Source organism: Herbaspirillum sp. NPDC101396, assembly GCF_044767365.1.
Taxonomy (GTDB): Bacteria; Pseudomonadota; Gammaproteobacteria; order Burkholderiales; family Burkholderiaceae_D; genus Herbaspirillum.
In genome coordinates this window covers 528,239-551,654 of the sequence record NZ_JBIWNT010000004.1, presented here as the reverse complement: position 1 = coordinate 551,654, position 23,416 = coordinate 528,239, and the positions used below count along the sequence as shown (strand labels likewise).

Below are 23,416 nucleotides of genomic sequence, written 5' to 3'. Positions count from 1 at the left end.
TCGGCACGGTAGCCGCGCATGCAATACACTAGATCGCGTTTAAAGAACCAGATATGGCGTGCACCCTGCGCATTTCAAGCTCTGCGCCAGGAAAAGAACAGCGGCTTGCATATCTGATGAATGCATATACTTATGCATTCTATCGACTTGCAATCAATCGCGTGGTTCACCGCCCGATAAAAAATCCGACATCCAGCCGCCAAAGTTGCTTCATCAACATCAAGAATCTTGCCAACATGTCATCAAGCGTCAAACCAGAACCAGCCAAAGGCAGCATCAAAACCCTGATCGGCCTGCTCCCCTTCCTGAAACCCTACAAGCGTCAATTCATGCTGGCCGGCCTGGCGCTGATCGTGGCGGCCGCAGCGACACTGGCGATTCCCTATGCCTTCCGGCAGATGATCGATCTGGGCTTCGGCAAAAGCGGCATCGGCGGCGCGGATGCCGCCGCCAGCACCTTGCACATCGACCTGTACTTCCTCGCCCTGTTCGGCGTCGCCTGTATCCTCGGCGTGGCGACGGCGGCGCGTTTCTACATGGTGTCTTGGCTGGGTGAACGCGTGACGGCGGATCTGCGCAGCGCGGTCTACGCGCACGTGGTCACGCAAAGCCCGCAATTCTTCGAAACCACCAAGACCGGCGAAGTGCTGTCGCGCCTGACCACCGACACCACGCTGATCCAGACCCTGGTCGGCACCAGCATTTCGATGGCGCTGCGCAATGGACTGCTTTTTATCGGCGGCATGGTCATGCTGTTCATCACCAGCGTCAAACTATCGTCCATCATCATCGTGATGCTGGCGGCGGTGGTGCTTCCGATCGTGTTCTACGGCCGCCGCGTGCGCAAGCTGTCGCGCGAATCGCAGGACCGCGTGGCCGACGCCTCGGCGCTGGCTGGCGAAATCCTCAACGCCATGCCGACCGTGCAAGCGTTCACACATGAAGAGATTGAGGCCAAACGTTTCGGCACCTCCGTGGAACGCGCTTTCCACACCGCCATGCAGCGCATCCGCGCGCGTTCGGTGCTGACCATGATGGCGATCCTGCTGGTGTTCGGCGCGATCGTGTTCGTGCTGTGGCTGGGCGCCCATGCGGTCGTGCAAGGCAGCATGAGCGGCGGGCAGCTCGGCCAGTTCATCCTGTATGCCTCGCTGGTGGCCGGTTCCATCGGCGCCCTGTCGGAAGTGTTGGGCGACACCCAGCGCGCCGCCGGCGCCACCGAACGCCTGCTCGACCTGCTGGCGGCGCAGTCGCCGGTGCAATCAGTGCTGCTGCCGGAGACATTGCCGCCGCGCACCGCCAACGGCGCCGCCCTGCGGCTGGACGACGTGATGTTCCACTATCCGTCGCGCCCTGACAGTAACGCGCTGATGCATCTGTCGCTGGACATCAAACCGGGCGAAACGATTGCCGTTGTCGGCCCGTCCGGCGCCGGCAAGACCACGCTGTTCCAGCTGCTGCTGCGCTTCTACGATCCGCAGCACGGCAAGATCACGCTGGACGGCGTCGACATCCGTTTCCTCACTTTGTCTGCGCTGCGCAACGCCATCGGCATCGTGCCGCAAGACACCGTGATCTTTTCCGAGAACGCACTGGAGAACATCCGCTTCGGCCGCGCCGACGCCAGCGACGAGGAAGTCATCGCGGCCGCCAGGATGGCCGCCGCGCACGAGTTCATCGAGCGCCTGCCGCAAGGTTACCAGTCCTTCCTCGGCGAGCGCGGCGTGCGCCTGTCCGGCGGCCAGCGCCAGCGCATCGCGATTGCGCGCGCGCTGTTGAAAAATCCGCCGCTGCTGCTGCTCGACGAAGCCACCAGCGCGCTCGACGCCGAATCGGAGCGACTCGTGCAGATCGCGCTGGAAGCAGCCATGGTCGGCCGCACCACGCTGGTCATCGCACACCGCCTGGCGACCGTGCAGCGCGCCGACCGCATCGTGGTGGTCGAACACGGCCGCATCGTCGAGACCGGTACGCATACCGAGCTGATTGAGCAGGATGGACTTTACGCCAGCCTGGCGGCATTGCAGTTCAATACCGACTGAGGGTGCCGACCGGACTCCGGCATCCGGCCTCCTCGTACGCGCTTTCAAAAAATAAAATAGACTTTCGTGTTGAAGCCAGATTCAGGCCACATTCAGGCCGCAACCATTTTCCGTACTTTCCCCAATCCGCGAAGACGCGCCTTTATCCCGGGCGCGCCGCGCACAACCAGGAGTTTCCGATGAGCAGCAAACTGTTTTCTCCGTTCACCTTGCGCGGACTGACCCTGCCCAACCGCATCGTCGTCTCGCCGATGTGCCAGTACTCGTCACAAGACGGCTTCATCAACGACTGGCATCTGGTGCATCTGGGCAGCCGCGCCGTCGGCGGCGCCGGACTGGTGATCGTGGAAGCCGCCGGCGTACTGGCCGAAGGCCGCATCACGCCGGAAGACGTCGGCATCTGGAAAGACGAACACATTGAGCCGCTGCAACGCCTCACGCGTTTCATCGAAACCCAGGGATCGTTCGCCGGCATCCAGCTGGCGCATGCCGGCCGCAAGGCCAGCGCATGGCGTCCATGGGCAGGCAAAGCCGGCACCGTGCCCGCAGCAGAAGGCGGCTGGGAAACCGTCGGCCCGTCGGCGCTGCCGTTCGACGCCACGTTCAAGCCGCCGGTCGAGCTGAGCGTCGCCGCCATCGCCGAACGCGTCCAGGCATTTGCGGACGCCGCCCAGCGCGCGCTCAAGGCCGGCTTCAAGGTGGTCGAAGTGCATGCCGCACACGGCTACCTGCTGCATGAATTCCTTTCGCCATTGAGCAATCAGCGCACCGACCAATACGGCGGCACGCTGGAGAACCGCGCGCGCTTCCTGCTGGAAGTCGTCGCCGCCGTGCGCAAGGTGTGGCCGGCCGATCTGCCGCTGTTCGTGCGCGTCTCGGCCACCGACTGGACCGAGGGCGGCCTGACGCCGGACGATATCGTCGCCGTCTCGCGCCTGCTGCGCGAGGCAGAGGTCGATCTGGTGGACGTCTCCAGCGGCGGCAATGTCGCCACTGCGGTGATCCCGACCGGGCCGGGCTATCAGACTGCATTCTCGGCGCGCGTGCGCAACGAAGCCAAGATCCCAACCGGCACTGTCGGCATGATCACCGACGCCACCCAGGCCGAACACGTATTGCGCACCGAACAGGCGGACCTCGTGCTGCTGGCGCGCGAACTGCTGCGCGATCCGTACTGGCCGCTGCACGCCGCCGACGAACTCAAGGAAAACGTCGCCTGGCCGCCGCAATACGTGCGCGCCGCGTCGAGCAAGACACCGCTGCGCGAGAACGTCGACTACAGCGATCTGGATTGATTGCTTCCCTGCGCCGGCCTGCCGGGTCGGCGCAGTTTTTGATGGCGTGGTATAAATGACGCCTGCCCTTTTTGTTTCTGCATTGAGCCGTTGCCGGCTGTGAATTCAACACCCTGCTTCTCCTCCATAAATTTCCCCCACCCGATCTGCAAAGAGATATTCATGTACAAAGACGTCCAACTCTTCATCGACGGTCGCTGGACCGCCAGTGTTTCCAACCGCACCATTGCGGTCGTCAATCCGGCCACCGAAGAAGTCATCGGCCATATCGCCCACGCCAACAAGCAAGACCTCGACGCCGCGCTGGCTTCCGCGCAAAAAGGTTTTGACACCTGGCGCAAGATCTCCGCCTTCGAACGCTCCAAGATCATGCGCAAGGCCGCCAACATCCTGCGCGAACGCGCCGATGAAGTGGCGCTGCTGATGACGCTGGAACAAGGCAAGCCGCTGGCCGAAGCCAAGGCCGAGACCCTCGGCGCCGCCGACACCATCGACTGGTTTGCCGAAGAAGCGCGCCGCACCTACGGCCGCCTGGTGCCGGCACGCGTGCCGAACGCCTACCAAATGGTGATCAAGGAGCCGGTCGGTCCGGTTGCCGCGTTCACGCCGTGGAACTTTCCGCTCAACCAAGTCGTGCGCAAGCTGTCCGCAGCGCTGGCCGCAGGCTGCTCGATCATCGTCAAGGCGCCGGAAGAAACCCCGGCCTCGCCGGCCGAACTGATCCGCGCGTTTGCCGATGCCGGCATCCCCGATGGCGTGGTCAACCTGGTCTACGGCGTGCCGTCGGAAATCTCCGAATACCTGATCCCGCATCCGATCATCAAGAAGATTTCCTTCACCGGCTCGACCCCGGTCGGCAAGCAACTGGCCGCGCTGGCCGGCACCCACATGAAGCGCGCCACCATGGAACTGGGCGGTCATGCGCCCGCCATCGTGTTCGACGACGCCGACATCGACGCCGCCGCCAAGCAGCTGGCAACGGCCAAGTTCCGCAACGCCGGCCAGGTGTGCGTGTCGCCGACCCGCTTCCTGGTGCAAAAGAGTGTGTTCGACGCCTTCGTCGAGAAGTTCATCGCCGTCGCCAGCCAGCTCAAGGTGGGCGACGGTACGGTTGCCGGCACCACCATGGGTCCGGTTGCCAACAAGCGTCGCATCCCGGCGCTGGAAGCATTGATCAGCGACGCGGTTGAACAAGGCGCGCAATTGCGCTTCGGCGGCAAGCGTGTCGGCGACAAGGGTTATTTCTTCGAGCCGACCGTGCTGACCAACGTGCCGTTGTCGGCGCGCGCGATGAACGAAGAACCGTTCGGCCCGCTGGCGCTGATCAACTCGTTCGACACATTGGATGAAGTGATCGCCGAAGCCAACCGCTTGCCGTTCGGCCTGGCTGCCTACGCCTACGCCAAGTCGGCGCAGACCAAGCACGCGCTGTCGTCTCGCGTCGAAAGCGGCATGATCACCATCAACCACCTCGGCCTGGCTCTGCCGGAAGTCCCGTTCGGCGGCATCAAGGACAGCGGCTACGGTTCCGAAGGCGGCACCGAAGCGATCGAAGCTTACGTCAACACCAAGTTCGTTTCGCAGTTGGACGTGTAAGCACGCGGTATCGTTACAAAAAAAGCCCGCGCTCTTCAAAGGAGCGCGGGCTTTTTCATTGCGGTAAATGCGGCGGTGTTACTTGGGCTGCTTGTGTTTGCGACCGTGGCAGTGGCAACCGACGACGTGGTCGTCAATAACGCCTATGCCTTGCAGGTAGGCGTAGATGATTGTCGAGCCGACGAACTTGAAGCCGCGCTTGAGCAGGTCTTTGGACACCTGATCCGACAGCGCCGTCTTGGCCGGTGCTTCACCCAGGCTTTTCCATTTGTTGCGAATCGGCTTGCCGTCCACATACGCCCACAGGAAGGGATCAAGGCCGCCGACTTCGTCGCGCAGGCGCAGATAACTCTGCGCATTGGTGATCGTCGCGGCTACCTTCAGCCGATTACGGACGATGCCAGGATCGGCCAGTAGCTTGGCCACCTTGGCGTCGGTGTAGCGCGCGATCTTTTCCGGATTCCACTGATCGAAAGCGGCGCGGTAAGTCTCGCGCTTGTTGAGCACGGTCTCCCAGCTGAGGCCCGCTTGCGCGCCTTCCAGGTTGAGCATTTCAAACAGGCGCGTCTCGTCGTGGCAAGGCACGCCCCATTCTTCGTCGTGGTAAGTTACGTAGCGCGGGTTGGCGAGATTGACCCAGGCGCAGCGTTGTACGCTCATCTATTCCTCACTCATTTCATAAAGGCCACAAGGGCGGTTCATCCATCAGCGCGATCTGCTCGCGCAACTCCAGAATTCTGTCCTGCCAGTAACGCTGCGTATTGAACCACGGGAAGGCCTGCGGGAACGCCGGATCTTCCCAGCGCCGCGCCAGCCAAGCCGAGTAATGGATCAGACGCAGCGTGCGCAGCGCTTCGATCAGGTACAACTCGCGCTGCTCGAATTCGCAGAAGCTCTCATAGCCGGCCAGCAAGTCGGACAGCTGGCGCACCATCTCGCCGCGCTCGCCCGACAACAGCATCCACAGATCCTGGATCGCCGGACCGCTGCGGCTGTCGTCGAAATCGACGAAATGTGGTCCGGCATCGGTCCACAAGACGTTGCCGACGTGGCAGTCGCCATGCAATCTCAATTGTCTGATGTCGCCGGCGCGGTCGAAGCAGCGGCGCACGCCATCCAACGCCAGATCGACGGTGCTCTTGTACGAACTCAGCACATCCATCGGGATGAAATCATTGGCCAGCAGATAGTCACGCGGCTCTTCACCGAAGGTGGCGATGTTCAACGCAGGCCGGTGCGCAAAAGGACGCTGCATACCGACCGCGTGGATGCGGCCGATGAAGCGCCCCAGCCATTCCAGCGTGTCGGGGTTGTCGAGCTCGGGCGCGCGACCGCCGTGACGTGTGAAGGCGGCAAAGCGAAAACCCTGGAATTCCTGCAGGCTGCGCCCGTTGGACAGCAGCATCGCCGGCACGACCGGGATTTCCTGTTCGACCAGTTCGCTGACGAAGGCGTGTTCTTCGAGGATCGCTTCATCGCTCCAACGCTGCGGCCGGTAGAACTTCGCCACCAGCGGCGGGCCGTCCTCCATGCCGACCTGGTAGACCCGGTTCTCATAGCTGTTGAGCGCCAGCAGGCGGCCATCGCCGTACAGGCCGACGCTGTCGAGTGCATCGAGCACGGTATCCGGCGACAGCCCGGCGAAATTGAATACGGTGGTGGAATCGGTCATGGCTGTCATTGTACGTGCCAGAGGGGGGCTGCGGTAATCCTCGCCTCCGCAGCCGAATGGAATTAAACTGCGGTTTTATTAAACTGCGGTTTTACTCGCAATACGGACGCACACCATGCAACTCGACCAACCTCTCTCCGACGAAGAGTTCGACGAACTCGACGATTTCCTGCTGTCCGACCGCTGTGCGGAAGACGCCATGACCATGGATACGCTGCACGGCTTCCTCACCGCGCTGGTGATCGGCCCGCAGGAAATCCTCATGGCCGAATGGCTGCCGCGCGTCTGGGGCAGCAAGCCGGAAGACACGCCCAAGTTCAAAAACCCCAAGGAAGCCGAACGCATCACCGGCCTGATCGCGCGCTCGATGAACGAAATCGCGATCACGCTGGAAGTCGCGCCCAAGGAATATGAACCGCTGTTCTGCGAGCGTGAGCACGAAGGCAAGAGCCTGCTCGACGGCGAAGCCTGGTCGTGGGGATTCTGGGAAGGCATCCAGATGCGCGTCAAGGAATGGGATCCGATTTTCCATTCCAACCTGGCTGCACTGATGCGCCCGATTTACCTGCTCGGCTCGGACGAGCTGGAAGAAGAAGAAATCGCGCTGGTCGAAGATCCGGTCAAGACGCACAAGCTGGCGGTGGAAGTGGAATCGGCGATCCCGCACATCTACAAGTACTGGCTGCCGCACCGCAAGTCGGCGGTGGAAACCGTGCGCCGCGACGGCCCCAAGGCCGGCCGCAACGACGACTGTCCGTGCGGCAGCGGCAAGAAGTTCAAGAAGTGCTGCGGCGCCGACAACGCGTAATCAGTTGGTTTCAGCGCCGGGGCTTATTTATCCCAGATAAGCTCCGGCGGCATCCCACAACAGCTTGCAGCCGGCCACGAACAAGGCCGCAATGGTGATCTGGTAGAAGCGCACCTGATCCACCTTCATCAGCAATTTCAAACCCAGCCAATATCCGACCGGCGCCAGCGGCAGCAAGGCCAGCGAGGTCGTCAGGTTGCGCGCGTCGAACAGGCCCAGCAATACGAACGGCACGACCTTCACCGCATTGATGACGGAAAAGAAAATCACCGAGGTGCCGACGAACACCAGCTTGTCGAGTTGCTGAGGCGCAAGATAAATCACGAATGGCGGTCCACCTGCATTGGCGATGAAGCTGGTGAAGCCGGACATGGTTCCCCACACCGATCCGCGCACTACGCTGGGCGACGTCGGCTGCAATACACGGCCGCGGCCGAGCAGGCGCTGCGCCACGAAACCGATCGACAACACGCCGATCAGGCCGCGCAGCATGGCGTCGGAGGTGAAGCGGAAAGTCAGCGCGCCGATGGCGATGCCGACCAGCGCGGCCGGAATCAGGATGCGCAGATTGCGCAGGTCGCCTTTGCCGCGAAACGTGATCAACCCCATGATGTCCATGGCGATCAGCAAGGGCAGCATGATTGCCGCACCGACCGAGGGCGAGGCAACCAGCGACAGGATGGGAATCGAGAGGATGCCGAGCGAGCCGCCGCCCAGCCCGGACTTGGAAATGCCGACGATCAGCACCGCGGGAATCGCCGCTGCGTAGAACAGCGGGTCCTGGATCAAGGCAAGGTCCCCGACCGCAATCCCGTCGTCGGCATGGTCATCAGGATTACTCCTTGATGAAATGCTCGCGGTAGTACTTCAGTTCTTCGATCGATTCGATGATGTCGGCCAGCGCGGTGTGCTTCTGATGCTTCTTGAAACCGCTTGCCAGCTCGGGCTTCCAGCGGCGGCACAGTTCCTTGAGTGTGGACACGTCAAGGTTGCGGTAGTGGAAGAAGGTTTCCAGCTTGGGCATGCCGCGCGCCATGAAGCGGCGGTCCTGGCAAATCGAATTGCCGCACATCGGCGACTTGCCGACCGGCACGAAAGGCTTGAGGAAGGCGATCAGCGCCGCCGAGGCTTCTTCTTCGGTCACGGTCGAGGCCTTGACGCGCTCGATCAGGCCGGAGCGGCCGTGCGTGCCCTTGTTCCAGGCGTCCATGCCGTCGAGGATCTCATCGGACTGGTGAATCGCGAACACCGGGCCTTCGGCCAGCACATTGAGTTCAGGATCTGTTACCACAACGGCAACTTCGATGATGCGGTCGTTATCGGGATCCAGGCCGGTCATTTCCATATCGACCCAGATCAGGTTGAACTCGTTTGGACGCGCCGGGATCGTATACGGAGCGGCGTTGGTGTCGGTGGCTTGTGACATAATCGTTCTTTCTTCATATTCTGCTTGAATCGGCCGCTCACCCCATTCGATTCGCCATTTTCATCGAATTTTTTGAGCGGTCTTGATCCGCCATTTTCGCACAGGGAAAGAATGTATTCACTCACGTTTTCAGTTTTGTTTGTCGGTTTTCTGCTGGTGACGCTGCTCGTCCGGTTCTGGCTCAGCTCGCGCCACATCCGCCACGTGCTGGCGCATCGCAGCGCAGTGCCGGCTGAATTCGCCGAAAAAATCCCGCTCGCGGCGCATCAGAAAGCCGCCGATTACACCGTCGCGCGCACCAAGTTCGGCATCCTTGCGCTGCTGGTGAATGCCGCCGTGCTGATCGGCTTTACCCTGCTGGGCGGACTGCAACTGCTGTCGACCCTGCTGCTGCAATGGCTGGGCGGTCCCGGCATGGTGTACCAGTTGTGCCTGATCGGCTCCTTCGCGGTGATCTCCGGCCTGATCGATCTGCCGTTCGACTATTACCGCCAGTTCGTGCTGGAAGCGTACTTCGGTTTCAACAAGATGACGCGCACGCTGTTCTTCGTTGACGCCGTCAAAACCGGCCTGATCGGCGCCGCCATCGGCCTGCCGCTGCTGTGGGTGATCCTGCTGCTGATGGACCAGGCCGGTGCGCTATGGTGGTTCTACGCATGGCTGGTGTGGAGCGGCTTCCAGCTGCTGATGCTGGTGCTGTATCCGACCGTGATCGCGCCGCTGTTCAACAAGTTCACACCGCTTGACGACGACAGCCTGCGGGCACGCATCGAGAGCCTGATGCAGCGCGTCGGCTTTGCGTCCAAGGGCTTGTTCGTGATGGACGGCTCCAAGCGCAGCGCGCACGGTAACGCTTACTTCTCGGGCTTCGGCGCGGGCAAGCGCATCGTCTTCTTCGATACCTTGCTGGCGCGTCTGGCGCCGCAGGAAATCGAGGCGGTGCTGGCGCATGAACTGGGTCATTTCAAGCTCAAGCATATCGTCAAACGCATCAGCGTGATGTTCGCGATTTCGCTGGCGTTCCTGGCGCTGCTGGGCTACCTCAAGGGCCAGGCGTGGTTCTACACGGGCCTCGGGGTGAACCCGCTGCTGTTCGGCAACAACGACGCCATGGCGCTGATCCTGTTCATGCTGGCGCTGCCGATTTTCACCTTCCTGCTGTCGCCGTTGTCGTCGCTGTCGTCGCGCAAGCACGAGTTCGAAGCCGATGCCTTCGCCGCCCAGCACACCAATGCGCAAGACCTGGTGTCGGCGCTGGTCAAGCTGTATGAAGACAACGCCTCGACGCTGACGCCGGATCCGCTGCATTCCGCGTTCTACGATTCGCATCCTCCCGCCTCGCTGCGGATAGGAAAACTGCACGACAAACTGAACGCGGCACACTGAGGAGCACGCCATGACACTGACAACCCAAACCCTGCTGGCGCAAAAGAGCCAGCATCAGGTCGCCGCCTTCAACGATGCCGATATCCAGCAATACCTGCCGCTGGTGCCGGGCTGGGCGCTGGAACAAGGCAAGCTGGTGAAGGCGTTTTCCTTCGAGGATTACCATGAGACGCTGGCGTTCGTGAATGCCATTGCCTACGTGATCCATGCCGAAGACCATCATCCGGAACTGGTCGTGACCTACAACCGCTGTGTCGCGAAGTTCGACACGCATAGCGTCAACGAAGGACGCGGCGGCTTGTCGATCAACGATTTCATCTGCGCCGCCAAGGTGGATGCGATTTTCCACCAGACGTTTTCCTGAGCATGAACGCACCCAAAAACAATACCGAAGTCGGCACCGTCATCGCCGCCCACGGCCGCCACTATCTGGCGCAAGTAGGCGAAGAAAAACTGCAATGCGTCACCCGCGGCAAGAAAAGCGACGTCGCCGTCGGCGACAAGATCAACCTCAAGCGCACTTCGCTCAACCAGGCCGTGATCGAATCCATTGCCGAGCGCAAGACCTTGCTGTATCGCTCGGACCAATACAAATCCAAACTGCTGGCTGCCAACGTCACCCAATTGTTCATCGTGGTGGCGACCGAACCAGGTTTTACCGATGACCTGATTTCACGCTCGCTGGTGGCGGCGGAGTCCGCCGGAGTCACCGCCCACATCATCCTCAACAAGACCGACATCGAAGCAGCGCTGCCGCGCACGCGTGAACGTCTTGAGGTGTACCGCAAGCTGGGCTACCCGATCCACGAAGTGTCGGCAACGGCGCAACCCGAGGCGACCCACGCCACCATCATGCCCTTGCTGCAAGGCCAGACCACGATCCTGATCGGTCAATCCGGCATGGGAAAATCATCAATCATCAACCTGATCGTGCCGGACGCCGACATCGCCGTGCGCGAGATCTCCGCTGCGCTCGACACCGGCAAGCACACCACCACTTTCACGCGGCTGTATGTGATGACGGACGATACGGCGATCATCGATTCACCGGGTTTTCAAGAGTTCGGCCTGTATCAGTTGAGCGAAGGCATGCTGGAGCGCGCCTTCCGCGAATTTGCGCCGCATCTCGGCCACTGCAAGTTCTACAACTGCCATCACCTGAGCGAGCCCGCTTGTGCGGTGCTGGCAGCAGTGGAAAGCGGCGAGATTGCGCGCATGCGGCATCAGTTGTACGTGCAATTGCTGCATGAGTCGTCGCAGAAACTGTACTGATTGCGATCGTCTCAACGTAAAAAGCCGCTCAATCCCGAGCGGCTTTTTTATTGTGCACAACGGCGATCAGAACTTGTAGGCCGCACTCAGCAAGGCGCTGCGCGGCGCGCCCGGTATGATCTGCGACAAGCCGGTCGACGTCGCGTAATAGCTGCGGTTGGTTAGATTGGTGACCGCCAGGGTGAGCTCGACCTGGGGAAAACGGTAGCCAGCCTTGGCGTCCCAGCGCGTGTAGGCCGGCAGATCGAGCTGATTGGCGACGTCGACATAACGCGAACCTTCATAGATCATGCCCGCTTCCGCGAAGAAGCCTTGTGGCGGCGCATAGCCGACGAACACGCTGCCGTTGGCGCTGGAGACGCCGGCCGAACGCTTGCCCTGCACGTTGGCGCCGCAAGCCACGCAGGACTTCGCTTCGACAATGCGCGCGTTCTGCATGCTGAAGCCGCTGCGGATGAACCAGTCCGTCGCCAGTTGGCCATTGACGCCCAGCTCGACGCCGCGGTTGCGCTCCAGCCCGGTCAGCACGAACAAGTCGGGGCTTGCAGAAACCTGCGTGCGACGGTTGTACAGATCAAGCTGGAACACCGCCAGCGTGGTGCTGATCTTCTTGTCGAACCAGTCGCTCTTGACGCCGACTTCGATCTGCCGGCTGAACTGCGGATCGAGCGCGTTGACGTTGCTGCCGCCGCTTGCCGTGCTCAGGCTGATGGTGTCGGCGCCGCCCGACGGGATGAAGTTCTTGCTGTAAGACGCGTAAAAACTGTGCGCCGCCAGCGGCGACCACACCACGCCCAGACGGGGATTAAACGCTGCAGTGGTGCGTCGCGCGCGGCCGTTGTTGAGCAGGCTCAGCGAATCCGCTTCGAAATGATCCCAGCGCAGACCGGCCAGTAGTTGCCACTGCGGCGACAAGGTGAGCTGGTCCTGCGCATATAGCGCATAGGCGCGCGCACGGTGCACGCTGTCCGTGTTGATGACGGGCGCGGCGCCGTTGTCCGGGCGGTTGTCAGGCGCCATCAGCGACACGGGCGACGCGTTGGCGCGCCACAGCCGCGGATGACGGTTCTCGTTGCTGTATTCGGCGCCGAACAACAACTGGTGTTGCATGCCGTCGGCATCGAGCTTGCCCTCCAGCTCCAGGTTGCTCTGCCAGTTGCGGTGTTGCAGATCCTGCTGCCAGCGTGAACGTGTCACCTGGCTGTTGCCGACGCCGGTCAGGCCGCCGGCGAAGGTGTTGTCGAAGCGACTGTCGAGATTGAGCAGACTGAGGACGTTGCGGACTTTCCATTGCGCGTCAAGCTTGTGCTCAAAGGTCGAGCGCACGTAGGTGCTGGAGTCCTTGATGAAGTCGCGGCCGAGCGCGCCATAGGTCGTGGATTGCGGCGCCGGCGGCAGGAAGTAGCTGCCGTTGGCGCGCCGCCCGGCCGGCATGCCGCGATCGGGCACGCGTTCGAACTCGCTTTGCTCGAGCTGCAGCAGCCAGCTGGTGCGCTGGTTGTCCCACTTGACCGACGGCGCCAGGTATTGCCGCGTGGTGTCGACGCCGTTGCGGAAACTGCCGGCATGGTCGCGCCCGGCATTGATGCGCATGGCCCATTCTTCGGACAACACCTGATTGACGTCGGCCGCCGCGCCGATGCGGCCATAGCTGCCGGCGTTTATCCTGACGCTGCTTTGCACGTCATGGCCGGGCTGCTTGCTGATGCGGTTGATCACCCCGCCGCCGCTGCCGCGTCCGTACAAGACGGCGGCCGGGCCCTTGAGCACTTCCACGCGTTCAATGTTGCCGAGGCTGCGCACGTATTGCGCGTCGTCGCGTACGCCGTCGAGGAACACGTCTCCGGCGCCGGCGAAGCCGCGGATGCGGAATGAGTCGAAGCGCGTATCCGAGGTGTTGGAGATGCCCGGCACGCCACTGAGCGCATCGGCCAGGGTCTGCCCGCCGTAGGAAGCGACGTCTTCCACCTTGATGCTGTTGACGGTCTGCGGCACGTCGCGCAAGTCGGTGTCGGTCCTGGTGGCGGTATTCACGGAAGCCGGACGCGGATCGTAATGGCTGCGCTTGCTGCGGATCTCGATGGCGGGCAGATCTACGGATTCTCTCTCAGGGCCATCGGCCGCATAAGCGTAGTCAAAGGAGGAAGCGATGGAACAAATGGCGATGGCAAGGGGCCGGAGCCGTGCGTCGCGACGGATAGGAAAAAAAGGCATGTTGATCACTCGACTGGTCTTTGAAAGAGGCGCAGTCTAATGACTTACGTTGAGAACAATTCTCAACAAGTACGAAAATCCTGAGAAAATCGTTGAGTACCGATCATCTCGTCGTGAATCTGAAAATGCCAGCTGGAATTGATTTCAATAAATATCAAAATGACAATTCAAAATTACCCGATCGCGATCCCACATCCGGACAGCCGCCGACATGCTTCCCTGCCCCTTTGCCGCGACGGCCCTCATCCCATAGAGCGACACCCTGCCATCCCGCCCTCGACATGCCTGCTTTTGGGTATCTTTTTGGCCCGAATCCCTTATAATTGAAGCAGTTACAACAATCGGCGGCAGGCGCCCACTGGCCGCCGTTTTTATTTATGGCAATCAAACACTACCTGCAGTTTTCCGACTTTACGCTTGATGAGTATGAGTACGTGATCGAGCGGTCGCGTGTGATTAAACGCAAATTCAAAAACTACGAGCCGCATCATCCGCTGGCCGATCGTACGCTGGTCATGGTCTTCGAAAAGAATTCCACGCGTACCCGCCTGTCCTTCGAAGCCGGCATGCACCAGCTCGGCGGCGCGGCGATCTACCTCAACACCCGCGACAGCCAGCTCGGCCGCGGCGAGCCGATCGAAGACGCTGCACAGGTGATGTCGCGCATGTGCGACGTCATCATGATCCGCACCTTCGGCCAGGAAATCATCGACCGCTTCGCCGCCTATTCGCGCGTGCCGGTCATCAACGGCCTGACCAACGAACACCATCCCTGCCAGGTGCTGGCCGACGTCTTCACCTACATCGAGCAGCGCGGCTCGATCAAGGACAAGGTCGTGGCCTGGATCGGCGACGCCAACAACATGCTGTATTCGTGGCTGCAGGCGGCCGAAGTGTTCGGCTTCCACGTCAATGTCTCGACGCCGAAAGGTTACGACATCGACCAGAAGCTGGTCAGCCCCGGCCACCAGCGCTACACCTTCTTCGCCAATCCGGCCGATGCCTGCCAGGACGCCGATCTGGTCACGACCGACGTCTGGACCAGCATGGGTTACGAGGACGAAAACGCCGCCCGCCTGAAGGCCTTCGACGGCTGGATCGTCGACCAGGCCAAGATGGCGCGCGCCCGCAAGGATGCCTTGTTCATGCACTGCCTGCCGGCGCATCGCGGCGAAGAAGTGTCCGCCGAAGTCATCGACGGTCCGCAATCGGTGGTCTGGGAAGAAGCTGAAAACCGCCTGCACGTGCAAAAGGCCTTGCTCGAATATCTCGTCCTGGGGAAAGTAGCATGATCGACCATACCGGATTTACACCTTCCGATTACGACCGCACCAAGGCGTTTTACACGCAGGCATTGGCGCCCATCGGCTACACCTTGCTGATGGAGCTTCCCGCTTCGGTCACCGGCGGCACCGACGTTGCCGGATTCGGCGAAGCGCCCAAGCCCGATTTCTGGCTGGCGCGCGCCACCACCGACAAGCCGGCACACAGCCCGACGCTGCATTTCGCCTTCCGCGTGAATACACGCGGCGCAGTGGATGCGTTTTACCAGGCGGCCCTGCAGGCCGGCGGCAAAGACAACGGCGCTCCCGGCATCCGCGCGCATTATCATCCCGATTACTACGGCGCGTTCGTCCGCGATCCGGACGGGCACAACATCGAAGTTGTCTGCCACGACCCTGCATAATTACGCGCAAGTCAATTCAATCCATCCGTCATAACCAGCCACTACGAACATCATGTCCAACATCCTGCAATCCGTTCCGGTCAACGAAAAAGTCGGCATCGCCTTCTCCGGCGGCCTCGATACCAGCGCCGCACTGACCTGGATGCGCCAGAAAGGCGCCATTCCTTACGCCTACACCGCCAACCTGGGTCAACCGGACGAGCCTGACTACGACGCGATTCCGAAGAAGGCCATGCAATACGGCGCGGAACTGGCGCGACTGATCGATTGCCGCGAACAGCTGGCCAACGAAGGCATCGCGGCGCTGCAAAGCGGCGCCTTCCACATCTCGACCGCCGGCGTCACCTACTTCAACACCACGCCGCTGGGCCGTGCCGTCACCGGCACCATGCTGGTGGCCGCCATGCGCGAAGACAACGTTGATATCTGGGGCGACGGCAGCACCTTCAAGGGCAACGACATCGAGCGTTTCTACCGCTACGGCCTGCTGGTCAATCCGAACCTGCGCATCTACAAGCCATGGCTGGACAATACCTTCATCGACGAACTGGGCGGCCGCAAGGAAATGTCCGAGTTCATGATCAAGTCCGGCTTCGACTACAAGATGTCGGTGGAAAAAGCCTACTCGACCGACTCCAACATGCTCGGCGCGACGCACGAAGCGAAAGACCTGGAGTTCCTCAACAGCGGCATCAAGATCGTGCAACCGATCATGGGCGTGGCGTTCTGGCGCGACGACGTCGAAGTCAAGGCGGAGGAAGTCACCGTGCGCTTTGAAGAAGGCCGTCCGGTCGCGCTGAACGGCAAGACCTTCGACAACATGACCGACCTGATCCTGGAAGCCAACCGCATCGGCGGCCGTCACGGCCTCGGCATGAGCGACCAGATCGAAAACCGCATCATCGAAGCCAAGAGCCGCGGCATCTATGAAGCGCCGGGCCTCGCCCTGCTGTTCATCGCTTACGAGCGCCTGATCACCGGCATCCACAACGAAGACACCATCGAGCAATACCGCGACAACGGCCGCAAGCTGGGCCGCCTGCTGTACCAGGGCCGCTGGTTCGATTCGCAGGCGATCATGCTGCGCGAAACCGCGCAGCGCTGGGTGGCACGCGCCATCACCGGCGAAGTCACGGTCGAACTGCGCCGCGGCAACGACTACTCGATCCTCAACACCGAGTCGGCCAACCTGACCTACCAGCCGGAACGCCTGACCATGGAAAAGGGCGAAGGCGCCTTCACGCCGCAAGACCGTATCGGCCAGCTGACCATGCGCAACCTCGACATCATCGACACCCGTCAGAAGCTGGCGATCTACCAAAGCACCGGCCTGCTGGCAACCAGCAACGCGGTGTCGCTGCCGCTGCTGGAAAAAGACAAGAACGCGAAGTAATCACGCAACCAATCAACGAAAACCAGACAACATGACGACTCAATTCGACAACGTTACCGTCCTGAAAAAGGGCAATGTTTACTTCGACGGCAAATGCGTTTCGCACACCGTGATTTTTGCCGACGGCACCAAGAAGACGCTGGGTGTGATCCTGCCGTCCTCGCTGACATTCAACACCGGCGCACCGGAAATCATGGAAATCAACGGCGGCAGCTGCAACGTCCGTCTGAAAGGCGAAGACGCCTGGAAGACCTACGCGGCCGGCACCAGCTTCAACGTCCCGGGCGACTCCAGCTTCGAGATCGAAGTGACCGAGACTGTGGATTACGTCTGCCACTTCGGTTAATCGCCGGAACGCAGCAAACAAAAACGCGGCCGGGGAAACCTGGCCGCGTTTTTATTTGCGTGTCGATTGTGTTGCTTGTGCGAGTGCCGGAATGATCAGATGAACACCGGCTCCGGTTCCAGCTGTACGCCGAACCTGGCCTGCACATCGGACTGGATGGCCAGCGCCAGCGCGGCGATCTCCTTGCCGCTGGCGCCGCCTTTGTTGACCAATACCAGCGCCTGCTTTTCATACACGCCGGCCGCACCCAGCGACCGGCCCTTCCAGCCGCACTGATCGATCAGCCAGCCCGCAGCCAGCTTGTAGCCGCCATCGGGCTGCGGATAACTCACCAGTTGCGGATGTTGCGCAAGCAAGGATTCGCGCTGCTGCGCCGGCACGATTGGGTTCTTGAAGAAACTGCCGGCGTTGCCGATCTGCACCGGATCGGGCAGCTTGCGTGTGCGGATTGCAATTACGGCGTCAGCAATGTCGCGCGGCGACGGTACGGTGATTTGTCGCAGCGACAATTCCTGCATGACGTCGGCGTAATTCATGTTGGGCTGCCACTGCTTGGGCAAGGCGAACGTCACACCGATCACGACGGCGCGGTCGCGGAGTTCCTGTTTGAAAACGCTGTCGCGGTAAGCGAACCGGCATGCCGCGTTATCGAGTGTGAAGGTCTTGCCGTCGACGAAATCGAAAGCCGTCAGGCTGTGAAAGCGATCTTTCACTTCAATCCCATAAGCGCCGATATTCTGGATCGGCGCGGCCCCGACACTGCCGGGAATCAGGGACAGGTTTTCCAGTCCGCCCAGACCGAGGTCCAGCGACCATTGAACGAAACGATGCCAGTTGTCGCCTGCTGCAGCCGTCACGTAGACGAAGTCTTCATCCTCGTTGACGATACGCATGTCGGCGCCACGCATGTGCAGCACCAGTCCGGGAAAGTCCTGCGTCAGCAACAAATTGCTGCCGCCGCCGAGAATCAGGCGTGGCAAGGCCGACAATTCCTTGTCGGCTCTCACCGCGAGCAAAGTATCGACGCTGTCTACCGGCAAATAGACGGCTGCCTTGGCGTCAATGCCGAAGGTATTGAGATGGCGCAGGGAAAAATCCCGCTGGACAGGTATGGGAAACATAAGCGCAGGATTATAGCCTGCGCTATACGGGAACGGCGCGGGCATAGCCGCAAACCCGGTTGTCCGTTAAAATCACGTCTTTCGGGTGCAAGCGCCCTGCCGCAGTCTTCTCTACTTTGCGCGCACCCACAAGATATAAAGGAAATCGCCATGCCCTCATTTGATACCGTCTCCGAAGCCAATCTGGTTGAAGTCAAGAACGCCGTCGAGCAGTCCAACAAGGAAATCACCACGCGCTTCGATTTCAAGGGCAGCGACGCCCGCGTCGAACAAAAGGAACGCGACCTGACCGCCTATGCCGACTCCGAATTCCAGCTCGGCCAGGTGCGCGATGTGCTGACCAACAAGATGACCAAGCGCAACGTCGACGTGCGTTTCCTCGACCACGGCAAGATTGAAAAAATCGGCGGCGACAAGGTCAAGCAGGTCATCAAGGTCAAGAATGGCATCGAGACCGAAGACGCCAAGAAGATCGTGCGCGTCATCAAGGACAGCAAGATGAAGGTGCAGGCCAGCATCCAGGGCGACGCCGTGCGCGTGACCGGCGCCAAGCGCGACGACCTGCAAGCCGCCATGGCGATGCTGCGCAAGGAGATCAAGGATCTGCCGCTGGAATTCAACAACTTCCGCGACTGACGATCATTGTCTGAACGAATAAAAAACGCTGGCACATCATGATGTGCCGGCGTTTTTTTATTGCTGTGCGCTTTCTTGACGCCATCAACCGCATTGCATCTTCTGCTCCTTGCTCATCTTTTCCATCGCCTCCCTGATTTCGTCCGGCGACAGGTCGCGCTGATGGGTGGCGACCGACCAGCGATGGCCGAACGGATCTTCGAGCTGGCCGTAGCGGTCGCCCCAGAACATGTCGGCCAGGGGCACCACGACTTTGGCGCCGGCGGACTGCGCCTGGGCAAACACGGCATCGGCGTCTTCGACGTAGAGATGGACGATGACAGGCGAACCGCCCAGCAGATGCGGACCGCGCGAGCCTGCACCCCATTCTGGCATTTCATCGACCAGCATCAACGACGAATCGCCGATGCGCACCAATGCGTGCATGATCTTGCCGTCCGGCCCCGGCAACCGCGCCAGTTCAATGGCGCCGAAGGCCTGTTTGTAAAATTCGATGGCTTGCGCGGCCCCGGCGCATATCAGATAGGGCGTCAGCGTATGCATGCCTTCGGGGATAGCCTTGACTTGGGAAGAAGTGGCCATGCTTGTCTCCTTTGATGAAATCAGGACGCTCATTGTGCGCCCTGCGTCTCAAAAATCAAGTTGACGAAAAGCCAAGCCAAGATGCAGTGTCGGAATGAAAAAAAGCCCCGACATGTGGGGCTTTTCGTGTTTCTTCTGCTTGCAGGCACATCGCAAACGGAGCGAGCTTACTCCTTGTCGCCGATCAGCCGGCGTTGCTTGACCGCGTCGGCCAGACCTTGCAGCACGCCCAGGCTTTCTTCCCAGTTGATGCAGCCGTCTGTGACGGATTGACCGTAGGTCAGCTCCTTGCCCGGCACCAGGTCCTGGCGACCTGCCACCAGATTCGACTCGACCATCACGCCGACGATGCGCGTGTCGCCGCCGGCGATCTGGCCGGCGATGTCGGCGCAGACCGGGATTTGATTCTCCGGCTTCTTCGAGCTGTTGGCGTGCGAGGCGTCGATCATCAGGCGCGCCGCCAGGCCGCTCTTGGCGATGTCCTGGCAGGCTGCTTCGACGTTGGCGGCGTCGTAATTCGGCGCCTTGCCGCCGCGCAGGATAATGTGGCAATCCTCATTGCCGGCGGTCGAGACGATGGCCGAGTGGCCGCCCTTGGTGACCGACAGGAAATGGTGAGGCTGCGAGGCCGCCTTGATGGCGTCGACGGCGATCTTGATGTTGCCGTCGGTGCCGTTCTTGAAACCGACCGGGCACGACAGGCCCGAAGCCAGTTCGCGGTGCACCTGCGATTCGGTGGTGCGCGCGCCGATCGCGCCCCAGCTGATCAGGTCGGCGATGTATTGCGGGCTGATCACGTCGAGGAACTCGGTGCCGGCCGGCAGGCCCAGCTCGTTGATGTTCAGCAGCAGCTCGCGCGCGGTGCGCAGGCCGTCATTGATGCGGAAGCTGTTGTCCATGTAGGGATCGTTGATCAGGCCCTTCCAACCCACTGTCGTACGTGGCTTTTCGAAGTAGACGCGCATGACGATTTCCAGCTCGCCCTTGAAGCGTTCACGCTCGACCACCAGGCGGCGGGCATATTCCATCGCGGCCTTGGTGTCGTGGATCGAGCAAGGGCCGATCACGACCATGACGCGGTCGTCCTGGCCGTGCAGGATGCGATGCAGGGCCGTGCGGCACTCTGCGGTGGTGCTCTCGACTTTTTCGCTGCCGCCGAATTCACGGATCAGGTGCGAGGGGGGTGTCAGTTCTTTCATTTCTCGGATGCGTAGATCGTCGGTGCGCGGCATTTTTTTCTCCTGATTGCAATCTGAATTTGGGAATTCGAATGGGTAAAAAAAAACCGCCATCACTGGCGGTTTTTTAGAAATTCGGTTTGGTCTCTACTTACGAACGCTTACCGCTTTTCACCGCCGTGGGGCTGGAATAGCTAAAGTAAAAATAAAAGAAGTAAGCGCGGGCGAAAGACATTGTGTGATCTATGCGAATAGTCGTTAGTGACAACAGAAAACGATAATGCAACAATTTCCCGGCTTTGGCAACACCGGTCATTAATTTTTCACAAAAACCGCATTGAATGACGTTTTTTTGCATTCAAACCGTCATCCAATGCCTGCAACGCACAATTTATGCCGTACCACCCACCGTAACGCCATCGATGCGCAAGGTCGGCTGACCGACGCCGACCGGGACGCTCTGGCCTTCCTTGCCGCACACGCCGACGCCGGAATCGAGTTTCATGTCGTTGCCGATCAGCGAAACGCGGTTCAGCACGTCAGGACCGTTGCCGATCAGCGTGGCGCCCTTGACCGGGTAGGAAATCTTGCCGTTCTCGATCATGTAGGCTTCGCTGGCCGAAAAGACGAACTTGCCGTTGGTGATGTCGACCTGGCCGCCGCCGAAGTTGACGGCGTACAAGCCGTTCTTCACCGATGCCAGAATTTCGGCAGGATCCTTGTCGCCGGCCAGCATGTACGTATTGGTCATGCGCGGCATCGGCAGGTGCGCAAACGATTCGCGGCGGGCATTGCCGGTCACCGGCATCTTCATCAGGCGCGCGTTCATGGTGTCCTGGATGTAACCCTTCAGGATGCCGTCTTCGATCAGCGTGGTGCACTGGGTCGGATTGCCTTCGTCGTCGATGTTGAGCGAACCGCGGCGATCGGCAATGGTGCCGTCATCCACAACAGTGACGCCCTTGGCGGCGACGCGCTCGCCGATGCGGCCGGAGAAGGTGCTCGAGCCCTTGCGATTGAAGTCGCCCTCGAGGCCGTGGCCGATGGCTTCGTGCAACAGGATGCCGGGCCAGCCCGGTCCGAGCACAACGGTCATCGGACCGGCCGGCGCCGGACGCGCGTCCAGATTGACCAATGCAGTGGAGACCGCTTCGGAGGCGTATTTTTCCAGCAACTCGTCGCTGAAGTAAGCATAGCTGTAGCGACCGCCGCCACCACTGCTGCCCATTTCGCGGCGACCGTTCTGTTCGGCAATGACCGTGATCGACACGCGCACCAGCGGACGGATATCGGCGGCAATGATGCCGTCGCTGCGCGCCACCAGCACCACGTCGTATTCGCCGGCCAGGCTGGCCATGACTTGCACGACGCGCGGATCCTTGGCGCGGGCGATGCGTTCGATACGTTCCAGCAGATTGACCTTGGCCGTCGCATCGAGGGAGGTCAGCGGATCGTGCGGCAGGTACAGCGAACGACCGCCGTTGGGCTGCATGCTGCCGGCAATCTTGACGCGCCCTGCGCCCTGGCGACCAATGGTGCGGGTTGCGGCAGCGGCGTCGAGCAGGATCGCTTCCGAGATTTCATCCGAATACGAGAACGCCGTCTTGTCGCCCGACACGGCGCGTACGCCGACGCCCTGGTCGATGGAGAAGCTGCCGGTCTTGACGATGCCCTCTTCCAGGCTCCAGCCCTCGCTCTTGGTGAACTGAAAATACAGGTCGGCGTAATCGACCTTGTGCGTAAACATGGTGCCCAGTGTTTTCAGCAACTTGGCTTCGTCCAGGCCGAACGGCGTGAGCAGGACATCGCGTGCAATACCGAGCGCGCTGAGATTGGGTTCGAATGTTTTCATGAATGATTTATTTAATTTACAGCAACTATTGGCGCTCAGAGTTTGCGGTGCCTGAGCGCAGGCAGGCTTTCACGTACGTATTGTAGACGATGGGGGTCAATGCCGCCGATAACAAGGCCTTCGCCTTCCGGCAACACGCTGACGATTTCACCCCACGGGTCGATCAGCATGCTATGGCCCCAGGTGCGGCGACCATTGACATGCTTGCCGCCTTGGGCCGACGCCAGGACGTAACACTGGTTCTCGATCGCGCGGGCGCGCAGCAGGGTTTCCCAATGCGCCTGGCCGGTGGTATGAGTGAATGCCGCCGGCACCACGATCAGCGCGCAGTCGCCCATGGCCCGGTACAGCTCGGGGAAACGCAGGTCATAGCAGATCGACAGGCCGACCTTGCCGAACGGCGCGGTAAAGCCCCCGACTTCGTTGCCGAAGACAATGGTGCGCGCTTCGTCATAAGCCTCTTCGCCGCGCACGAAACTGAACAGGTGGATCTTGTCATAGCGTGCCACGCGGCGACCGGCCGGGTCGTAGACCATCGTCGTGTTGAGCACCTTGTCGGCTTCATCGGAAGCCATCGGCAAGGTGCCGCCGATCAGCCAGACCTTGAACTCGCTGGCCAGCGCCACCATGAAATCCTGGATCTTGCCGACGTCGGTCTGCTCGGCGTGCGCGAGCTTGGCTTTTTCGTGCATGCCCATGATGGGCCAGTATTCCGGCAGCAACACCAGTTGTGCGCCCTGTTCTGCGGCTTGTCCGACCAGCCGGCGCGCAGCCGCGAAATTCTCTTCGACTTCGGGCGTCGACACCATCTGTATCGCCGCAACTTTGTACGTTTCACTCATGTCAGCCTCGCTGGAAATCGTTTGCGCCGAAAGATGACGCAATCCGGGGATGGGAATGCCGTATGAAT

22 protein-coding genes are annotated in these 23,416 nt (G+C 60.9%); 12 read left to right on the top strand and 10 right to left on the bottom strand.

Annotated elements, in window-relative coordinates:
- Nucleotides 1-236 precede the first annotated feature (236 nt).
- The 3 genes from ACIROY_RS16305 (at nucleotide 237) to ACIROY_RS16295 (ending at nucleotide 4,933) form a co-directional block, all read left to right on the top strand.
- Nucleotides 237-2,042 (top strand): ABC transporter transmembrane domain-containing protein, encoded by a 1,806-nt coding sequence (locus ACIROY_RS16305; protein ID WP_402276294.1) that lies wholly within the window; start codon nucleotides 237-239, stop codon nucleotides 2,040-2,042.
- Nucleotides 2,043-2,221: 179 nt separating this feature from the next.
- Entirely contained in the window at nucleotides 2,222-3,337 is a 1,116-nt protein-coding gene (locus ACIROY_RS16300; protein WP_402342443.1) for an NADH:flavin oxidoreductase/NADH oxidase, read from the top strand.
- Between the two features lie 162 nt (nucleotides 3,338-3,499).
- Nucleotides 3,500-4,933, top strand: a complete 1,434-nt coding sequence (locus ACIROY_RS16295; protein WP_402342441.1) for an NAD-dependent succinate-semialdehyde dehydrogenase — start codon at nucleotides 3,500-3,502, stop codon at nucleotides 4,931-4,933.
- 78 nt (nucleotides 4,934-5,011) lie between these two features.
- Here ACIROY_RS16295 and ACIROY_RS16290 read toward each other — a convergent pair whose 3' ends face one another.
- Nucleotides 5,012-5,593: a DNA-3-methyladenine glycosylase I gene (locus ACIROY_RS16290; protein ID WP_402342439.1), complete on the bottom strand. Its 582-nt coding sequence runs from the start codon at nucleotides 5,591-5,593 to the stop codon at nucleotides 5,012-5,014.
- A gap of 16 nt (nucleotides 5,594-5,609) precedes the next feature.
- Nucleotides 5,610-6,605 carry a serine/threonine protein kinase gene (locus tag ACIROY_RS16285; protein ID WP_402276284.1) on the bottom strand — a complete coding sequence of 332 codons (996 nt, stop codon included), beginning with the start codon at nucleotides 6,603-6,605 and terminating at the stop codon, nucleotides 5,610-5,612.
- 115 nt (nucleotides 6,606-6,720) lie between these two features.
- Here ACIROY_RS16285 and ACIROY_RS16280 point away from each other — a divergent pair, with 115 nt between their 5' ends.
- A complete protein-coding gene (locus tag ACIROY_RS16280; RefSeq protein ID WP_402276281.1) occupies nucleotides 6,721-7,413 on the top strand; it encodes a UPF0149 family protein in 693 nt (230 codons plus the stop codon).
- A 27-nt stretch (nucleotides 7,414-7,440) separates the two neighbouring features.
- Here the strand turns inward: ACIROY_RS16280 and ACIROY_RS16275 are convergent, their stop codons facing one another.
- Both ACIROY_RS16275 and orn read right to left on the bottom strand, forming a co-directional pair.
- Nucleotides 7,441-8,202, bottom strand: a complete 762-nt coding sequence (locus ACIROY_RS16275; protein ID WP_402276279.1) for a sulfite exporter TauE/SafE family protein — start codon at nucleotides 8,200-8,202, stop codon at nucleotides 7,441-7,443.
- Nucleotides 8,203-8,248: 46 nt separating this feature from the next.
- Nucleotides 8,249-8,839, bottom strand: coding sequence for an oligoribonuclease (gene orn / locus ACIROY_RS16270; RefSeq protein WP_116435106.1), 591 nt, complete (start codon nucleotides 8,837-8,839; stop codon nucleotides 8,249-8,251).
- A 111-nt stretch (nucleotides 8,840-8,950) separates the two neighbouring features.
- Between orn and ACIROY_RS16265 the strand changes: the two genes are divergently transcribed.
- The 3 genes from ACIROY_RS16265 to rsgA are packed head-to-tail and all read left to right on the top strand — an operon-like array spanning nucleotide 8,951 to nucleotide 11,497.
- Nucleotides 8,951-10,225 carry a M48 family metallopeptidase gene (locus ACIROY_RS16265; RefSeq protein ID WP_116435105.1) on the top strand — a complete coding sequence of 425 codons (1,275 nt, stop codon included), beginning with the start codon at nucleotides 8,951-8,953 and terminating at the stop codon, nucleotides 10,223-10,225.
- 10 nt (nucleotides 10,226-10,235) lie between these two features.
- Nucleotides 10,236-10,589, top strand: coding sequence for a 4a-hydroxytetrahydrobiopterin dehydratase (locus ACIROY_RS16260; protein WP_402276276.1), 354 nt, complete (start codon nucleotides 10,236-10,238; stop codon nucleotides 10,587-10,589).
- A gap of 2 nt (nucleotides 10,590-10,591) precedes the next feature.
- Entirely contained in the window at nucleotides 10,592-11,497 is a 906-nt protein-coding gene (gene rsgA, locus ACIROY_RS16255) for a ribosome small subunit-dependent GTPase A (protein WP_402342437.1), read from the top strand.
- A gap of 66 nt (nucleotides 11,498-11,563) precedes the next feature.
- Here rsgA and ACIROY_RS16250 read toward each other — a convergent pair whose 3' ends face one another.
- A complete protein-coding gene (locus tag ACIROY_RS16250) occupies nucleotides 11,564-13,711 on the bottom strand; it encodes a TonB-dependent receptor (RefSeq protein ID WP_402276272.1) in 2,148 nt (715 codons plus the stop codon).
- Nucleotides 13,712-14,088: 377 nt separating this feature from the next.
- On the opposite strand from ACIROY_RS16250, the gene argF reads away from it, so the two are divergent.
- Genes argF through ACIROY_RS16230 form a run of 4 tightly spaced genes read left to right on the top strand, consistent with a single transcriptional unit; the run spans nucleotide 14,089 to nucleotide 17,137 of the window.
- Entirely contained in the window at nucleotides 14,089-15,003 is a 915-nt protein-coding gene (argF, locus tag ACIROY_RS16245) for an ornithine carbamoyltransferase (protein ID WP_402342435.1), read from the top strand.
- Nucleotides 15,000-15,398 (top strand): VOC family protein, encoded by a 399-nt coding sequence (locus ACIROY_RS16240; protein ID WP_402342433.1) that lies wholly within the window; start codon nucleotides 15,000-15,002, stop codon nucleotides 15,396-15,398. The genes argF and ACIROY_RS16240 overlap by 4 nt, the downstream gene beginning before the upstream one ends.
- A gap of 52 nt (nucleotides 15,399-15,450) precedes the next feature.
- Nucleotides 15,451-16,791: an argininosuccinate synthase gene (gene argG, locus ACIROY_RS16235; RefSeq protein WP_402276266.1), complete on the top strand. Its 1,341-nt coding sequence runs from the start codon at nucleotides 15,451-15,453 to the stop codon at nucleotides 16,789-16,791.
- A gap of 31 nt (nucleotides 16,792-16,822) precedes the next feature.
- Nucleotides 16,823-17,137, top strand: coding sequence for a pyrimidine/purine nucleoside phosphorylase (locus tag ACIROY_RS16230; RefSeq protein WP_016832939.1), 315 nt, complete (start codon nucleotides 16,823-16,825; stop codon nucleotides 17,135-17,137).
- A gap of 95 nt (nucleotides 17,138-17,232) precedes the next feature.
- On the opposite strand, the gene murB is transcribed toward ACIROY_RS16230, so the two are convergent.
- The gene (gene murB / locus ACIROY_RS16225) at nucleotides 17,233-18,258 is read right to left on the bottom strand and encodes a UDP-N-acetylmuramate dehydrogenase (protein ID WP_402342431.1); all 1,026 of its coding nucleotides are present in this window, start codon (nucleotides 18,256-18,258) and stop codon (nucleotides 17,233-17,235) included.
- A gap of 150 nt (nucleotides 18,259-18,408) precedes the next feature.
- Here murB and ACIROY_RS16220 point away from each other — a divergent pair, with 150 nt between their 5' ends.
- On the top strand, nucleotides 18,409-18,894 hold the full coding sequence (locus ACIROY_RS16220; RefSeq protein WP_016832941.1) for a YajQ family cyclic di-GMP-binding protein: 486 nt from the start codon (nucleotides 18,409-18,411) through the stop codon (nucleotides 18,892-18,894).
- An 84-nt stretch (nucleotides 18,895-18,978) separates the two neighbouring features.
- Here the strand turns inward: ACIROY_RS16220 and ACIROY_RS16215 are convergent, their stop codons facing one another.
- The 4 genes from ACIROY_RS16215 to ACIROY_RS16200 form a co-directional block, all read right to left on the bottom strand.
- Entirely contained in the window at nucleotides 18,979-19,476 is a 498-nt protein-coding gene (locus ACIROY_RS16215; protein ID WP_402276260.1) for a VOC family protein, read from the bottom strand.
- Between the two features lie 167 nt (nucleotides 19,477-19,643).
- Nucleotides 19,644-20,708: a 3-deoxy-7-phosphoheptulonate synthase AroG gene (gene aroG, locus ACIROY_RS16210; RefSeq protein WP_402276258.1), complete on the bottom strand. Its 1,065-nt coding sequence runs from the start codon at nucleotides 20,706-20,708 to the stop codon at nucleotides 19,644-19,646.
- Nucleotides 20,709-21,045: 337 nt separating this feature from the next.
- Nucleotides 21,046-22,506, bottom strand: coding sequence for a metalloprotease TldD (tldD, locus tag ACIROY_RS16205; RefSeq protein WP_402276255.1), 1,461 nt, complete (start codon nucleotides 22,504-22,506; stop codon nucleotides 21,046-21,048).
- A 35-nt stretch (nucleotides 22,507-22,541) separates the two neighbouring features.
- Nucleotides 22,542-23,348, bottom strand: a complete 807-nt coding sequence (locus ACIROY_RS16200; RefSeq protein WP_402342429.1) for a carbon-nitrogen hydrolase family protein — start codon at nucleotides 23,346-23,348, stop codon at nucleotides 22,542-22,544.
- Nucleotides 23,349-23,416 lie beyond the last annotated feature (68 nt).

Excerpts from the sequence above, each read along its gene's own strand:
- argF (WP_402342435.1), top strand. The coding sequence starts at position 14,089 with ATGGCAATCAAACACTACCTGCAGTTTTCCGACTTTACGCTTGATGAG.
- argG (WP_402276266.1), top strand. The coding sequence starts at position 15,451 with ATGTCCAACATCCTGCAATCCGTTCCGGTCAACGAAAAAGTCGGCATC.
- tldD (WP_402276255.1), bottom strand. The coding sequence starts at position 22,506 with ATGAAAACATTCGAACCCAATCTCAGCGCGCTCGGTATTGCACGCGAT.
- ACIROY_RS16285 (WP_402276284.1), bottom strand. The coding sequence starts at position 6,605 with ATGACCGATTCCACCACCGTATTCAATTTCGCCGGGCTGTCGCCGGAT.
- ACIROY_RS16295 (WP_402342441.1), top strand. The coding sequence starts at position 3,500 with ATGTACAAAGACGTCCAACTCTTCATCGACGGTCGCTGGACCGCCAGT.
- ACIROY_RS16300 (WP_402342443.1), top strand. The coding sequence starts at position 2,222 with ATGAGCAGCAAACTGTTTTCTCCGTTCACCTTGCGCGGACTGACCCTG.
- aroG (WP_402276258.1), bottom strand. The coding sequence starts at position 20,708 with ATGCCGCGCACCGACGATCTACGCATCCGAGAAATGAAAGAACTGACA.
- orn (WP_116435106.1), bottom strand. The coding sequence starts at position 8,839 with ATGTCACAAGCCACCGACACCAACGCCGCTCCGTATACGATCCCGGCG.
- ACIROY_RS16215 (WP_402276260.1), bottom strand. The coding sequence starts at position 19,476 with ATGGCCACTTCTTCCCAAGTCAAGGCTATCCCCGAAGGCATGCATACG.
- ACIROY_RS16200 (WP_402342429.1), bottom strand. The coding sequence starts at position 23,348 with ATGAGTGAAACGTACAAAGTTGCGGCGATACAGATGGTGTCGACGCCC.
- ACIROY_RS16260 (WP_402276276.1), top strand. The coding sequence starts at position 10,236 with ATGACACTGACAACCCAAACCCTGCTGGCGCAAAAGAGCCAGCATCAG.
- ACIROY_RS16230 (WP_016832939.1), top strand. The coding sequence starts at position 16,823 with ATGACGACTCAATTCGACAACGTTACCGTCCTGAAAAAGGGCAATGTT.
- ACIROY_RS16305 (WP_402276294.1), top strand. The coding sequence starts at position 237 with ATGTCATCAAGCGTCAAACCAGAACCAGCCAAAGGCAGCATCAAAACC.
- rsgA (WP_402342437.1), top strand. The coding sequence starts at position 10,592 with ATGAACGCACCCAAAAACAATACCGAAGTCGGCACCGTCATCGCCGCC.
- ACIROY_RS16290 (WP_402342439.1), bottom strand. The coding sequence starts at position 5,593 with ATGAGCGTACAACGCTGCGCCTGGGTCAATCTCGCCAACCCGCGCTAC.
- ACIROY_RS16220 (WP_016832941.1), top strand. The coding sequence starts at position 18,409 with ATGCCCTCATTTGATACCGTCTCCGAAGCCAATCTGGTTGAAGTCAAG.
- ACIROY_RS16265 (WP_116435105.1), top strand. The coding sequence starts at position 8,951 with ATGTATTCACTCACGTTTTCAGTTTTGTTTGTCGGTTTTCTGCTGGTG.
- murB (WP_402342431.1), bottom strand. The coding sequence starts at position 18,258 with ATGTTTCCCATACCTGTCCAGCGGGATTTTTCCCTGCGCCATCTCAAT.
- ACIROY_RS16240 (WP_402342433.1), top strand. The coding sequence starts at position 15,000 with ATGATCGACCATACCGGATTTACACCTTCCGATTACGACCGCACCAAG.
- ACIROY_RS16250 (WP_402276272.1), bottom strand. The coding sequence starts at position 13,711 with ATGCCTTTTTTTCCTATCCGTCGCGACGCACGGCTCCGGCCCCTTGCC.
- ACIROY_RS16280 (WP_402276281.1), top strand. The coding sequence starts at position 6,721 with ATGCAACTCGACCAACCTCTCTCCGACGAAGAGTTCGACGAACTCGAC.